Raw genomic sequence first — 13,771 nt, 5'->3', positions numbered from 1 at the left:
CCTAGCTTCGGCAGACGGGACGAAGCGTGAGGCGGGTCGAATGGCAGATAGACGAGATGGTCCAACAAAGGCCGATTGGGTCGGAGCCGGATTATCTGCTCTGACAGCCGGAGGGATTGAGGCGGTCAGGGTGGAGCGTTTGGCCGTGATTCTTGGCGTGAGCAAAGGCCCGTTCTACTGGCGCTTCAAGAATAGAGATGAGCTTCTCCAGGCGATCATAGAGTTTTGGAAGCGTGACTTCACCGCCAATCTAATCGAACAGACAAGTCACTTCGATACACCGCGTGAACGCTTGGAGGCGTTGGCAGAACTCGCCGTCGTATCGACGTCTGGTGCTTTGGACGTCGCGAAAACAGAGTGCGCGCTTCGGGCGTGGGCGGCACGGGACCCCTTGCCGAGGGCGGCAGTGCGGGAGGTGGACGCGATGCGCACAAAACACCTCACGGAGGAGTTCAAACTTCTTGGTGCGCCGCACCCACTGGCGGAACAACTTGCAAAAGCCATCTACCTGGCACTCTTGGGGCTTTATACGGTTCGCCAATACACGCCAGAGCTCGCCGACGAGCAATCATTTCTGACCGGCGTGAGGATCGCGCTCGACGCTGCACAGATACAGTCTCATTCGACCGACGTCAGCGCGGCGGAAAAACAGGCTTGAGCCAGACATGTAAACATAATTTTCCTTCTCTGACCGCCAAATCGCCTTCTGGTCGTCGACCGAGATAGCTCAGGCAGTTGCGGGCCAGCCGACATGGTGATCCGCGATCAAAGGTCTACGGGCCACGCCCTTGTCTCTTCCAGCGGGTAGCCCGTCTCAAGAAGGGATTTGACGCTGGCGAAGAGATGAGGCCATCCCTTTGACATAGCAGCGATAGCAACGGAGTTTTCCACTTCGGATTCTTGGATGACCGTCAGCTTTACCGACGTGCCGATCTCTTCGAGGACGTAGCTAACCTTGGAATGCCCCTCCTGGCGGAGCTCCTCATGAAGTTCGTCGCGCCAGGAAATCACAAGCTTGTTCGGCCGATCCGCCTCAAGGACCTCTCCCGAATCTGCTGTCCGCCCATCCGGAGCAACCAGCCGCCAAGGAGAGCCCCGCGACCAGTCGCTTTCTTGCCAAGTGCCCGCCCAATACTGCCTGGTAACCTCCCTGGCAGTAAGGGCTTGCCAAAGAACGTCGGGGCTGCAGCGGATGTAGGTGGAATATGTGAAACGTTCCTTCATGGCCCGGTTCCTTTCGGTGGTATTCAGCGAGAGCCGGAAGTCGTCACGCCTCAGAACCGAGCGCCCTTTCCATTTCACGCTGAGCTTCGGCGTGAAGGGCCCAAAAATCAGGGATGCTTTTTCCAGCGAGCCGTTTCTCAAGAACTGCAAGATGCGCGTGCCAGCCGCCACCGAAGTCGAGCGCGTCCTTAGAGCCACGAAGGCCGGTGTGGGTCAGGACTAGGCGCGTTGTTCCGCTGTCTATCTCGGTCAGCTCGAACGTGACTTCCCCCGCCTTGCCCTCCTCCCATGTGAAGGCCAGGAGACGAGGTGGTTCATAGCGAATAATGCGTTCCTGCCAACGATGGCCAACATATGGCTTGTACCGGTCCGGCGTAGGAACGACCTCGTCCGAGAGACGGTCGTGATCCATCGTCAGCCCGAAGGCGCCGCCAACCTGCAGGTCCGTTGGACCCGACATGAACCAGCGCGCGCGCAGGTCTGGATCAACGAGGTACTGCCAAACGGTAGCGGCAGGTGCCGCCAGGACTCGCTCAAAGCGAAGCATGTCGGGCGAGATCTTGTCTGCAGTCATTGATTCTGCTCCTCCTTCAGGGCCTGTTCAAGCGCGTCCAGGCGAACGTTCCAGAACCGCTCCCACTGGGCGAGCCAGTCGTTCGCCTCTTTCAGATTTCCGGCGTTTAGCCGGCACATATTCTGGCGGCCAACCTTGCGCCGTTCGACGAGGCCGGCCCGCGTCAAGATCGCGACATGTTTTGCGGCGCCGGCGAGCGTCATCTGGTAGGGCCGGGCGAGTTCGCTAATAGGCTTCTCGCCAGATGCCAAGGCGGCAAGCATTCCCCTCCGTGTGGGATCCGCAAGGGCAGCGAACGTCAGAGTCAGCTTTTCGTCAACCATATGGTTTAGTATTGCTGAAACGGAATAATGTCAACCGATTGGTTGAGTATCACAGGTTCGCATCTTCGCGGCGGCCGCAGGCGGCACCGATAGTCGGCCGAAATTCTCGAGGAAAACCGTTACCGGGTATCGCTCTAAGGCACCTGGGAACCCGCCACGGCGACATAAAGTGAATAAAGCGAGCGGCTTGCCGCAATGAACAGGCGGTTGCGCCTTGGTCCGCCGAATGTGAGATTGGCGACCGTCTGCGGAACCAGGATCTTGCCGATCAGCTTGCCGGCAGGATCGAAACAGTGCACTCCATCTCCGGCGCTCGACCATACGTTTCCGTTCGCGTCCGTCCGGATGCCGTCCGGAATTCCTTTGTCGATGACGCAGAAGACGCGTCCGTTCGCGAGCCGTCCGCCGTTGGTCAAGTCGAAGGCGCGTATGTGCCGAGGGAGGCGGTCATCGTGACTTGCCGATGAATCCGCCACGTAGAGGGTCTTTTCGTCGGGCGAGAAGGCGAGGCCGTTCGGCTGGATGAAGTCCGTCACGACCGCCGAAAGCTCGCCGGTCTCCGGATCGAGCCGGTAGACGTTGCGCGTCGGCTGCTCCGGGTCTGCGCGATAGCCTTCGTAGTCGGACATGATGCCGTAGGTGGGATCGGTGAACCAGATCGTGCCGTCCGACTTGACCACGACATCGTTCGGTGAATTGAGCCGCCTGCCTTCGAAACGATCGGCGAGCACGGTAATCGAGCCGTCCACCTCGGTGCGCGTGACGCGGCGCGTGCCGTGCTCGCAGGAGATGAGCCGTCCCTGCCTGTCGCGTGTATGGCCGTTGGTAAAATTGGACGGCTCACGATAGACGGAAACGCCGCCCTCCGGCGTCCATCGCAGAATGCGCTGATTGGGAATGTCGCTCCACAGGAGTTGGTTCGCATCGTTGAACCAGACGGGACCTTCCGCCCAGCGGCAGCCGGAATGGAGCTCGTCGAGACCGGCGCTGGTCACGATCATCTGCCGGAAGCGCGGGTCGTGGATTTCGTAGATGGAGGCCTCGGCCATGACAGTCTTTCCGTTTATCGCATGCCCCGGCGACCGCCGGCGAGCATGATGACGCTGATGATGATGAGGCCGGTCATGATGAGGCGAATGCCTGCGCCGAGCCCATAGGTGTTGAGCATGGAGACAACGAGGAACATGAAGAGCGACGCGCCCCATATGCCGGGCACGTTGGAATCGCCGCCGGCGACCGCTGTGCCGCCGATCACGACGACGGCAATCGACATCAGAAGATATTCCGCGCCCATGTTGAGCGCCGCGCCGCCGGAGAAGCAAGCAAGCAGATAGCCGCTGATCGAAGCGAGCACGGCGCAGAACAGGTAGGTGACGAAGCGCGTTCCGTCGACCGGTATGCCTGCCATGCGCGCGGCCGGCATGCTCTGTCCGATCGCCGAGATCCAACGGCCGTAGATCGTCTTCTCAAGCAGGATCCAGGCGAGGACGGAGATCAGGAAAGCGACGATTGCCACGTTCGGCACGCCGAGCGTGCTCGTGGTGGTGAATTCCGCAAGCACGCTCGGGGGCTTGATCCGAAGACCGCGGTTCGTCCAGATCGCGCCAGACTGGACGATGAAGCTCATGGAGAGCGTTGCGATAATCGGCGGGATGCGCAGCGCCTTGATAAGCGTGTAGTTGCAAAGACCGACGCCAAGACCAATGAAAACGGCAAGGAGAAGGCCGGGCAGGATCATGCCGTTTTCGACATTCATCAACTTCAGTGCCACCGTGCCGGCGAGCGTCATGGTGGCGGGAACCGAGAGATCGATGTTTCCGGGGCCGAGGGTGATGACGAACATCTGCCCGATGCCGACGATCACCGAGAAGGCCGCAAAGGTGAGCGCTGCCTGCGACAGTCCGAGCGTGCCGGCGCCGCCCGTCACCATGATCGTCAGGAACCAGACGACGAAGGCAGCAAGCCACGACCAGACCCAGGGTTTGCCGAACTGGCGGACGAGCGCGTTCATCGGCGTTTCTCCCGCTTCTCGAAGCGGTTCAGCATCAGGCGGAGCGCGAGCACGATGATCAGAATCGCGCCCTGGGCGCCAATCTGCCAGTCCGGGGAGATGCGCAGGAAGGAGAGGAACGAGCCGGCAAGCGTCAGCGTCAGCGCCCCGATGACGGCGCCGACGGGAGAGACGCGGCCGCCGATGAATTCGCCGCCCCCGAGGATGACGCCGGCGATCGACAGCAGCGTGTAGCGCAGCGCGATGTTGGCATCGGCCGAGGTGGTCAAGCCGACGAGGGCGATGCCTGCCAGCACCGCAAAGAGGCCAGCGAGGGCATAGGCGGTCGCGCGTGCCGCGACGATAGACCAGCCGGCGCGCTCCACCGAGCGCTGGTTGCCGCCGACGCCACGGATCAGAACGCCGAGCGAGGACCGCTTGACGATGAAATGCGCAATGACGGCGATGATGATGCTGGCGACGATCGCCATCGGGGCCAGGGGCGGCTTGACGGTCATCAGCCACCGCACCCAGTCGGGCGCCTGCCCCCCCGGCGCCGGCAGCAACAGCACCGCAAGTCCGCCCCAGACGAAGCTCATGCCGAGGGTGACGACGATGGACGGCAGGTTTCGTAAATGGATGACGACGCCGATCGCCGCATAGGCTGCGACCGCGCCGGCGAGGATCAGGATGCCTATTGCCGGCGCGTCCCGCAGGAACGTCGCGGCCACGCAGGCGACGAAGCTCACGAAGGCGCCCATCGAGAGATCGAGATCGTTTACCGCCATCACGAACATTTGCGCGATCGTCGCGAGCGCGATCGGCACGGCCAGGTTGAACAGCAGGTTTAGGCCGATATAGCTCATGGCGCGTGGTTGAAGCCAGAACACAGCAGCCAGCAGCAGCGACAGCGATAGAGCGGGAATGACAAGGCGAATGGCCTCGGAGGACAGGCGAAACGTCATGCGGCTCCCTCGAAGGAGGCGGAGATAATATTCGTCTCGTTGACGGCATCGCCGCCGAGTTCGGCCGTGATGCGGCCCTCGCGGAACACATAGACCCGGTCGCAGAGGCAAACCTCGTCCATTTCCGTCGAATACCAGATGAAGGTGCGGCCGCGCGCCGCCTCCTCGCGGATGATCGCGTAGACTTCCTGCTTGGTACCGACGTCCACGCCGCGCATCGGATCGTCCATCAGGACGATCGATGCGCGCGTGGCGAGTGCGCGGGCGAAGAGCACCTTCTGCTGGTTGCCGCCGGAAAGCGACAGGATGGGTTTGTCCAAATCGGGCGTGCGGATTTCGATCCGTTCTTTCCAGGTCGTTCCTCTCGTCTTTTCGCCGGCCTCGAGGACGAGGCCGCGGCGGGACATGTCACTGAGCGAGGCGATGGAGAAGTTTCGCAGGATGCTCCACAATTCGAAAACCCCGTTGAGGCGGCGGTCGCCGGCGACGAAGGTGACGAGCGGATTGCGCTGCGGCAGCCAGTTGCCGGACCGGGCGGCATGCAGCGCGAGGAGGAGCTCGGTCTGTCCGTGGCCAGCCAGGCCAGCGAGGCCGATGATCTCGCCAGTGCGCGCCGTGAAGGGAATACCCGCTGCCGGATGGGACAGAACGACCGGCGCCGCGGATTGGTCGCGCACCGGACGCTGTCGGGTTTCCGCCTTCGTGACGCTCCCCATTGCCTCCACGAGGCCGTGATGGTCGAAGCGGTGCGCCGGACGTTCGGCGACGACGCGGCCGTCCTTCATGACGACGATACGGTCGGCGGTTTCGAGGATCTCGTGCAGGATATGCGAGATGAAGATGACGGATCCGCCACCGGCGATGAAGCGGCGGACATGGTCGAGCATCTGACGGGCGAGGCTTGCATCGAGCGACGATGTCGGTTCGTCCAGGATCACCAGCCGCGGGGGAGTGCCGGCATCGGAAAAGGCTAGAGCGATTTCGACCATCTGCCGTTCGGCGATCGAAAGATCTCCCACGGTCCGGCCGCTGTCGATGCCATGGCCGGGGAAGACGGCGTCGAGGCTCTTCTCGATGATCTTCGCAGCCCGCGAACGCCAGCCGAAACCGCCGAGAGCGCGATGTACAAGACGGGTGTTCTCGACGATGGAGAGGTTGGGGCAGAGGGACAGCTCCTGAAAGACGCAACGCACGCCCCGGTCGCGGGCGGCATTGATGCCGTAGCGTTCCTGCCGCTCGCCGTCACTCGTGACGGTTCCCTGGTGTGGCGTAAGGCCGCCATTGATCACGCTGACGATCGTGGACTTGCCGGCCCCGTTATGTCCGACGAGCCCAACGCATTCGCCGGGCATGACACGAAGCGTGACGCCGTCGAGCGCCTTGACTGCGCCGAAGCTTACTTTGGCGCCGTCGACCGCAATGATCGCCTTCGCTACGTCGTCCATACTGCTCGCCATCATCTGCTCAACAAGACTACCGCGCGGTCATCTACGGCCGCGCGGCAGTCCCCGGGAGATTTACTTTGCCGACTCGATGACCTTGATCGCGTCTTCCTGCGTGTACTCCACATTGGCGACGCCACCGGCCTGGGTATTGGCGAGGTTCGCTTCGAGATTGTCCTGATCTATGCGCAGGAAGGGAACGACTAGGTCCTTCTTGACCTCCTTGCCGTCTAGGATTTGCTGGGCGACCCAGAAGGCAAGGGTGGAGACGCCGGGCGCGATCGAGACCGACATGGTTTCATAGCCGTTCGCATCCTTCTGCTCCTTCCACCACTTCAGTTCATCCTCGCGATTGCCCATCACGATGATCGGCATCTTCCGGTCGGTCGCGGCGATCGCCTGCGCGGCACCGTAACCATCTCCGCCCTGCGTCACCACGCCGGCAATTTCAGGCAAGCTCGGCAGGATGCCGGCAACGGCCTTCTGCGCAACGTCCTGCGCCCAGTCTCCGTGCACGGAGCCGGCGATCTTGAACTGCGGGAACTGCTTGACGCCCTCATGGATGCCGGCCGAGATCTCGTCGTCGACGAATACGCCGGCAAGGCCGCGGATCTCGAGCAGATTGCCGCCGTCCGGAAGTTTGTTCGAAAGATACTCGACCTGACTGCGGCCCATTTCCTTGAAATCGACGGCGATGCGCCAGGCGCAGGGTTCCGTCACGATGCCGTCGAAGGAGACGACGGTAATGCCGGCATCGCAGGCCTCCTTGACCGCCCCGTTCAGCGCCGTCGGTGAGGCGGCGTTCAGCACAATCGCGTCGTAGCCTTGCAGGATCATGTTCTGGATTTGCGCGGCCTGTTCCGTTGCCTGGTTCTCGGCAGTGGTGAAGGCGTCGGCCGAAGCGACGACGCCTGCCTTTACGGCTTCCCCCGTCACCTTTTCCCAGCTCGTCAGCATGGCCTGACGCCACGAATTGCCGGCATAATTGTTCGAAAGGGCGATCTTCTTGGCCGAGGTCTCGGCAAATGCGGAAGCGGGCATCGCGGCGCAAGCGATCGCGGCGGATGCCAGAAGCATCTTACGGATGGTCATGTCTCTCTCCCTCATGATCGCCTGGCAGGCGATCGCTTCACCCGCCCGGCCAATCGGGGTCGAGTGAGATTGTTCTTGCACTGAGCTTCCTCCTCTCAGTAAGGGGCAGGATGCGGGAGATCGACGGGCCTGTACAGGCGCAAGGCGGCAAGATGTTTGCGGGTTTTGCGAAACAAGCTGCGGGTTTACGCAAGACGGCGGCGCTCCCGCGGGCGCTTACTGACGAAGCGACTGCGGCAGGTTGAGGAGCCTGCCGCTTCTGGAGGAAACCACCATGCTGCATCCTGCACCCGCAGCCATGTTCGATCATTATCTCGGAATTTCCCGGTTGCTTGCGGGCCAGCTCGACTTTCGCTCGGCCATTCGCTCGGTCGCGGCGGAGGTCGCGCACATCATCCCGCACGACCATCTCGACGTCTGCGTGCTCCTCGAGGACGGCAACTATCACACCGCCTATGAGACGGGCATCGAGACCGCCTGGGGCGACCTTGCCGGCGCACCTGTCGTCAACAGTCCGATCCGCTCCCTTCTATGGGGCGACGTGGACTTCCTGCTGGCCGACGACGCAATGATCGACCCGCGCTTCCATTTCGAAGGCGCGTTCAAGCGGCCGATCGTCGAACAGTCGCTGAGGAGCCGCCTGCATGTACCGATGAAGGTGCAGGGCGCGATTATCGCGGCGCTTTCATGTTCCTCGCAGGAAGCGGGTGTCTACACGATAGAGGACGTCGAGCGGGCCCGCATTATCGCAGACCTGCTTACGCCCTATTTCTTCGCGCTGCGGGCGGCCGAGCAAGCGCAACGGTCGGCGATCGTGGAAGCGGAAGCCCGTGCTCGCGAGGAGGGCCTGCGGCTGGGTGCGCTGAAACTCACCGAAGCATTGGAGCAGGAGCGTCAGCGCATCGGCATGGACCTGCACGACCAGACGCTCGCCGACCTGACGCGTCTCGCCCGCAGGATCGATCGGCTGTCGCGCAACGGCGAGGTGGCGCCGGAGGCACTGGAGCCCGTCTCCCGCTCCCTGCAGCATTGCATGCAGGACCTGCGGCAGATCATCGAGCAGGCAAAGCCCTCCGTTCTGCAGCTCTTCGGACTTAGCCAGGCGATCGAGCACCACCTGGACCGCTCGACTCGGGACGCGGGCTCCATCATCGAATGGGGCCTTGCCGACGAGACGAATGGTGCGCTGGAACGGCTGGAGCCGACCGTCGTCGTCGCGTTGTTCCGCATCGCTCAGGAGGCGATCAACAATGCGGTGCGCCACGCTGCTCCGCTTGCCGTCAAGGTGCGGCTCGACGCGGGCGACGACCGGTTGTCGATCGAGATTTCGGACGATGGAACCGGACTTGCCAAAACGCGGGGACGGATCGGCGAGGGAATCGACAACATGAAGACCCGGGCGCGACTGATTTCCGCGCGTTTCACGATCGGTCCGGGCCACAATAATCGCGGCACCGTGGTCCGCGTGGTGCTGCCGCTAACGCCGCACGACGCGGGCTCAATCGAGGAGAGGGCGGAATGAAGGTTCTGATCGTCGAGGACGACCCGCTGCATCGCTCCTACCTGCATGAGGCGGTCAATGCAGCCCTGCCGGAATGCGACACTGTGATCGAGGCGGAAAATGGAACTGTCGGCGAGAAGCTCGCTCGCGATCACAAGTCGGCGCATATCGTCATGGATCTGCAGATGGCGAGCCGCAACGGCATCGAGGCGGCGCGCACGATCTGGAAGGAGCGGCCGGAGACCCGCATCCTTTTCTGGTCGAACTATTCGGACGAGGCGTATGTACGCGGTGTCTCGCGCATCGTTCCGGATGGAGCTGCCTATGGCTACGTCCTGAAATCCGCGTCCGACGAACGGCTGAAGCTTGCACTGCGCTCGATCTTCGTCGAGAGCCAATGCGTCATCGACCGGGAGGTGCGGGGTCTTCAGCAGAAAAGCCTTGGCCAGACGAACGGCTTCACCGATTCCGAATACGAGATCCTCGTCGATATCGCACTCGGCCTTACCGACAGGGCCATTGCCAGGCGCCGCGGCCTGTCGCTGCGCAGCGTACAGAATCGCCTGCAGCAGCTTTACGACAAGCTCGACGTCTACCAGGCCGCGAGCGACGACAATGACGACGGCCGCTTCAATCTGCGTGCCCGCGCCATCACGATCGCCTTCCTGCGCAAACTCCTGAACTACAGCGCGCTGGAGCGGGCGGAAGCGGAACTGCAGGAGTGGTTGGACGGAAAATAGACTCGACAGGCAATGCGGAAGCTTCGACGATCCCAGCAGTTGAGATCGGGATCCGTCATCATACCGTGATTTTGTCTCCCTGGAGGAAAATCACAGTTCAGAGCCCGCCGACCCTGGAGGGAGCGAAAGCGGGCTCGTGACGGCGATCTTTCGCAGCGCGGCTTTCTAGATGATTGTGATGCTGCCTCAGTGGGGCCCGAGGCCGGAGAACTTTTGGCGCTCGCGAATGTAAGCGATGGCGGCCGCCTCGAGGCTCGTGCATTCCTCTTCGGATTTGAGCAGGGCGGCGTCGTCTTTTGATGCCGCACATCGCAGAACGTCGCGGCGCAGGCAGGCGTGCTCGTAAACTTCGCACAGCTTCAAAAAAGTGAGGTCGTGAATCATCCAAGCACTGTCGCGCACATCAGGTACCGCCAACAGCAGTCGAGCCATTCCAGCCTTCTGTACGTCCATTGTTGCGCCCTGTATCCATCGACGAGGTTAATGCGCAATGGCTGCTGCTGAAAAATGGTTCCATCAGTGCATCGAAGCGGTGGTTTCTCGATCATTGCAGGCAGAGCAACCAGAGCCGCATTACCTCGGCGGCAATGACGGTCATTCCGAGGTTGCTTCAGGCCCATCGCCGGGTTGGATCAATGTTGAATTCTGCTCGATCGGCATTGCAGCCAAGGTCCTGATGTCCTCGGCCAGCGCGGCGAGCTGTGCCGCGATTTCCAAGAGGTCGGAAGCAGAATTTTCCTCGTCTTTGTTTTTCATATCGCGGTCGTCCATGTCCCAATTTCCCAGGCAGCGGGTGGTTGCACAGCCTCGCGAGGCAGGGTCCGCCGTGGAAATCACAGGACCTCAGTCTAGCAGGCACCAAACCGAGTGCGGAATCTAGCATGTCGTCCGTTTACGACGATGGGACATTGGTCCGAGACCAAAGCGCCAAAGGTCCTACGCCCAAACCGACAGGACGGAAAGGGGAATGGCATTTGACCCTGGTTGGACTTTCACGGCATCTGCCTCTTGCTTTCGAGCAATCGGCATCAGGTGAGCACGACATATTCGGTCAGCTGGCTGATCGTCGTATCGGCTTTCTGCACGTCGAAGACCTTCGTGCCATGGCTCATGATCACGAACCTGTCGCAGACCTGATAGGCGTGGTAGAGATTGTGGGTCACCAGCACGCTCGAGACATTCTCCGCCTTGAGCTTCAGCACCTGGTTTAGCAACGCTTCCGTCTCGCGTACGGAGAGCGCCGAGGTCGGCTCGTCGAGGAGCAGCACGCGCTTCTTGAAATAGACGGCGCGGGCGATTGCGACCGCCTGTTTCTGCCCGCCGGAGAGGTTGCCGACGAGCGTATCCGGGGAATCGATGCCGGAGATGTGCACGGCGTTTTGCAAGACTTCCATGGCGATGTCGCGCATCTCGCGCTGCCGGAGGAAGCCGAAGCGATCCGTCAGCTCACGACCCATGAAGATATTGCGGGTAATCGAGAGCGAATCGACCAGCGCGGTGTGCTGATAGATCGTTTCGATGCCGGCATCGGCGGAATCCGAGCGGCAGGAAAAGGTCGTCTTCTTGCCGTCGACGCTGAGATAGCCGTCCGTCGGCTTGTGGATGCCGGAGATGAGATTGACGGTCGTCGACTTGCCGGCGCCGTTGTCACCCAAAAGGCCGACGACTTCCCCCTCGCCGATATGGAAGCTCAGATTGCGAAGCGCGGTCAGCGCACCGAAGCTCTTCGAAATGTTGTGCAGTTCGAGAAGATTGGGGGTCGACATCACGCAAGACCTCGCCGCTCGATGAGATGGTTGAAGATTGCAGCCAGCACGATCAGCGTGGCGATGAACATGTCGAGGTAGAAGCCCGGTGCCCGCAGGAGAAGCAGGACGTCGGTAATCGTGTGGATGAGCAGCACGCCGAGAAAGATGCCGATGATCGATCCGCGCCCTCCGCGCAGCGACAGGCCGCCGATGACGCAGGCGGCGATGGCCTGAAGTTCCAGACCCGCACCCTGCCCAGGCTGCACGCTGCCGACGCGGGCCGTGGCAAGAATGCCCGCCACCGCAGCCATGCCGCCCGCAATCGCAAAGGCAATCAGTTTGACGCGGCTGGTGTTGATGCCGATCGCCTCGGCCGCAGCGCGATTGCCACCGGTCGCGAAAACGTGGTTGCCGAAGCGGTGGCGGTGTAGCAGCAGGTGAAAGCCTATGACGAAGAGGACGATCCAGATGAAGGCGGCGTTGACGCCGAACAGGGTGCCGGAAAAGAGGCTGGTGAAGACCGGCTCCGGATCGAAACGCACCTGGACGGCACCGTTGTAGAGCAGCACCGCGCCGCGCCAGAAGAGGAGCCCGCCGAGTGTGACGATGAAGGACGGCAGACCAAAGCGCAGGGTGATATGGCCGTTGAGGGAACCGATCAGCAGGCCAGTCAGAATACCGATAGGTGCTGCGACGAAGGCGCTCAGCCCCGCATTGACGAGCGAGGCCATCAGCACGGCCGTGAACGTGTAGACTGAGCCGATGGAAAGGTCGAAGTCACCGGCGATCATCAGTACGCCGGCTCCAAGCGCGAGGCATCCAAGCACGGGGATTGCCTTCATCAGGATCGTCAGGTTCTGCGGTGAGAGGTAGCGGAACTCGTCCGGATAGAGGAGCGCGCCGGCGATGCAGACGATCTGCAGGGTCATGAAGACGAGAAAGATCGCTCCCGCCGGCATGCCCATGATCTGCTTGAGGATGGATTGTCTCTGGGTCCGCGAGCGTCGCGCGGCACTTTCGGCTAGGACAGGAGTCACAGTCTGGCACCCGATCGTTGGGGAAGGGGGAACCGGCCGGCCGCGCCGGCGGGCTCCCTCGGAACGCGGTTAGCGGTAGCTGCCGATCAGCGGCTTGACCGAACCGATGCGCGACTTGTCGAGGAAGGCGCCCTGGCCCGTGTCGATATCGGTCGGTGTCAGCCCGTATTTTTTGGCAAGCGCGATCTGGGCGATCGGGTAGTAGCCCTGCAGATAGGGCTGCTGGTCCATGGTCGCGTACATCGCGCCGGATTCCACCGCATTTACGATCTCGACCGCAAGATCGAAACCGCCGAAGGGAATGTCTACGCCGGCGTCCTTGATGGCGCCCGCGCCGACGGTCGAGGTGACCGAGCCGGTGCCGAACAGCGCCTTCACGTTCGGGTTGGCAATGAGGAATTGCGCAATGATGTTCTGCGCTTCGGCGGGGTCGAGACCGGCTCGAACCGTCTCCACCTTGATGCCGTTTTCGGTCATCGCCTTCTCGATGCCGCCGCCACGGGCGACTGCAAAGCTCGCTTCCGGAATTTCGCGCGGGTTGAAGACGACGTCGCCGGACTTGAGGCCGAATTCCTTGATCATGCGGTTGCCGAGCTCATAGCCGGAGGCAAGCTCGTTCATGCCGACATAGGCCTGGCGACAGTTGCCCTTGGCGCCGTCGAGATCATCGTTGTTGAAGCCGATGACGATGATACCGGCCTTGACTGCCGCGCAGATGCTCTCGTCGAAAGCATCCGAACTGGAGATCGCGACGGCGATGCCATCGACGCCGCTGGCCGTCGCGCTTTCGATCAGGTCGTTCTGGCGCACCGGATCGTTGTTGGCATACTGCACGTCGAGGTCGACGCCGAATTGGGCGGCGGCGTCTTGCGCTCCCTTCACCACCGGATTAAAGAACTGCACACTCGGATCGAGATAGATGATCATCGTTGCCTTGACGTCTGCGGCGAGCGCGCTCGACGTCAACAAGGTGGCAAGGCCCGCAGCCAGCGCCGCGGTTCTGAGCCTGGTCAGTTTCATTGCGTGTCCTCCCTTTGGATGTGCATGCGGGTCGCAAGACCCAAGTCTCGGCTGGCGGGCTCCGACCAAAGATCACGCCAGCCGAGATATTCCTCCTCCCGACCCCGACTGCGGC

The 13,771-nt window shown here is 61.9% G+C and carries 16 protein-coding genes; 3 read left to right on the top strand and 13 right to left on the bottom strand.

Going from position 1 to position 13,771, the window contains the following annotated elements; genetic code table 11:
- Positions 1–40: 40 nt before the first annotated feature.
- Positions 41–658, top strand: a complete 618-nt coding sequence (locus tag ACFHWW_RS06020) for a TetR/AcrR family transcriptional regulator (RefSeq protein WP_379937644.1) — start codon at positions 41–43, stop codon at positions 656–658.
- Between the two features lie 107 nt (positions 659–765).
- Here the strand turns inward: ACFHWW_RS06020 and ACFHWW_RS06015 are convergent, their stop codons facing one another.
- From ACFHWW_RS06015 to ACFHWW_RS05980, 8 genes are all read right to left on the bottom strand, one after another.
- Positions 766–1,224, bottom strand: coding sequence for an SRPBCC family protein (locus tag ACFHWW_RS06015; protein ID WP_338279856.1), 459 nt, complete (start codon positions 1,222–1,224; stop codon positions 766–768).
- 43 nt (positions 1,225–1,267) lie between these two features.
- Positions 1,268–1,798, bottom strand: coding sequence for an SRPBCC family protein (locus ACFHWW_RS06010; protein WP_379937643.1), 531 nt, complete (start codon positions 1,796–1,798; stop codon positions 1,268–1,270).
- On the bottom strand, positions 1,795–2,121 hold the full coding sequence (locus ACFHWW_RS06005) for an ArsR/SmtB family transcription factor (RefSeq protein ID WP_379937642.1): 327 nt from the start codon (positions 2,119–2,121) through the stop codon (positions 1,795–1,797). The genes ACFHWW_RS06010 and ACFHWW_RS06005 overlap by 4 nt, the downstream gene beginning before the upstream one ends.
- Before the next feature lie 134 nt (positions 2,122–2,255).
- A complete protein-coding gene (locus ACFHWW_RS06000; RefSeq protein ID WP_379937641.1) occupies positions 2,256–3,170 on the bottom strand; it encodes an SMP-30/gluconolactonase/LRE family protein in 915 nt (304 codons plus the stop codon).
- Positions 3,171–3,184: 14 nt separating this feature from the next.
- Positions 3,185–4,132 (bottom strand): ABC transporter permease, encoded by a 948-nt coding sequence (locus ACFHWW_RS05995; protein ID WP_018096450.1) that lies wholly within the window; start codon positions 4,130–4,132, stop codon positions 3,185–3,187.
- Positions 4,129–5,076, bottom strand: coding sequence for an ABC transporter permease (locus tag ACFHWW_RS05990; RefSeq protein ID WP_100673529.1), 948 nt, complete (start codon positions 5,074–5,076; stop codon positions 4,129–4,131). Before ACFHWW_RS05990 ends, ACFHWW_RS05995 begins: the two co-directional genes overlap by 4 nt.
- Positions 5,073–6,521 carry a sugar ABC transporter ATP-binding protein gene (locus ACFHWW_RS05985; protein ID WP_275600235.1) on the bottom strand — a complete coding sequence of 483 codons (1,449 nt, stop codon included), beginning with the start codon at positions 6,519–6,521 and terminating at the stop codon, positions 5,073–5,075. Before ACFHWW_RS05985 ends, ACFHWW_RS05990 begins: the two co-directional genes overlap by 4 nt.
- A gap of 72 nt (positions 6,522–6,593) precedes the next feature.
- A complete protein-coding gene (locus ACFHWW_RS05980) occupies positions 6,594–7,610 on the bottom strand; it encodes an ABC transporter substrate-binding protein (protein ID WP_026168754.1) in 1,017 nt (338 codons plus the stop codon).
- Between the two features lie 274 nt (positions 7,611–7,884).
- Here ACFHWW_RS05980 and ACFHWW_RS05975 point away from each other — a divergent pair, with 274 nt between their 5' ends.
- Positions 7,885–9,132, top strand: coding sequence for a sensor histidine kinase (locus ACFHWW_RS05975; protein WP_379937640.1), 1,248 nt, complete (start codon positions 7,885–7,887; stop codon positions 9,130–9,132).
- Positions 9,129–9,851, top strand: coding sequence for a response regulator transcription factor (locus ACFHWW_RS05970; protein WP_018096445.1), 723 nt, complete (start codon positions 9,129–9,131; stop codon positions 9,849–9,851). The genes ACFHWW_RS05975 and ACFHWW_RS05970 overlap by 4 nt, the downstream gene beginning before the upstream one ends.
- 186 nt (positions 9,852–10,037) lie before the next feature.
- On the opposite strand, the gene ACFHWW_RS05965 is transcribed toward ACFHWW_RS05970, so the two are convergent.
- The 5 genes from ACFHWW_RS05965 to ACFHWW_RS05945 form a co-directional block, all read right to left on the bottom strand.
- A complete protein-coding gene (locus ACFHWW_RS05965) occupies positions 10,038–10,304 on the bottom strand; it encodes a hypothetical protein (RefSeq protein ID WP_379937639.1) in 267 nt (88 codons plus the stop codon).
- Between the two features lie 141 nt (positions 10,305–10,445).
- Positions 10,446–10,622, bottom strand: a complete 177-nt coding sequence (locus ACFHWW_RS05960; RefSeq protein WP_379937638.1) for a hypothetical protein — start codon at positions 10,620–10,622, stop codon at positions 10,446–10,448.
- A 257-nt stretch (positions 10,623–10,879) separates the two neighbouring features.
- Complete coding sequence (locus ACFHWW_RS05955) at positions 10,880–11,617, bottom strand: ATP-binding cassette domain-containing protein (RefSeq protein WP_003525223.1); 738 nt, start codon at positions 11,615–11,617, stop codon at positions 10,880–10,882.
- Positions 11,617–12,636, bottom strand: a complete 1,020-nt coding sequence (locus ACFHWW_RS05950) for an ABC transporter permease (protein ID WP_379937637.1) — start codon at positions 12,634–12,636, stop codon at positions 11,617–11,619. The genes ACFHWW_RS05955 and ACFHWW_RS05950 overlap by 1 nt, the downstream gene beginning before the upstream one ends.
- Before the next feature lie 69 nt (positions 12,637–12,705).
- Positions 12,706–13,656 (bottom strand): substrate-binding domain-containing protein, encoded by a 951-nt coding sequence (locus ACFHWW_RS05945; RefSeq protein ID WP_102762095.1) that lies wholly within the window; start codon positions 13,654–13,656, stop codon positions 12,706–12,708.
- Positions 13,657–13,771: the final 115 nt, after the last annotated feature.

Source organism: Sinorhizobium sp. P24N7, from assembly GCF_042436655.1.
Lineage (GTDB): Bacteria > Pseudomonadota > Alphaproteobacteria > Rhizobiales > Rhizobiaceae > Sinorhizobium > Sinorhizobium meliloti_A.
This window is presented reverse-complemented; position numbering and strand designations above follow the sequence as displayed.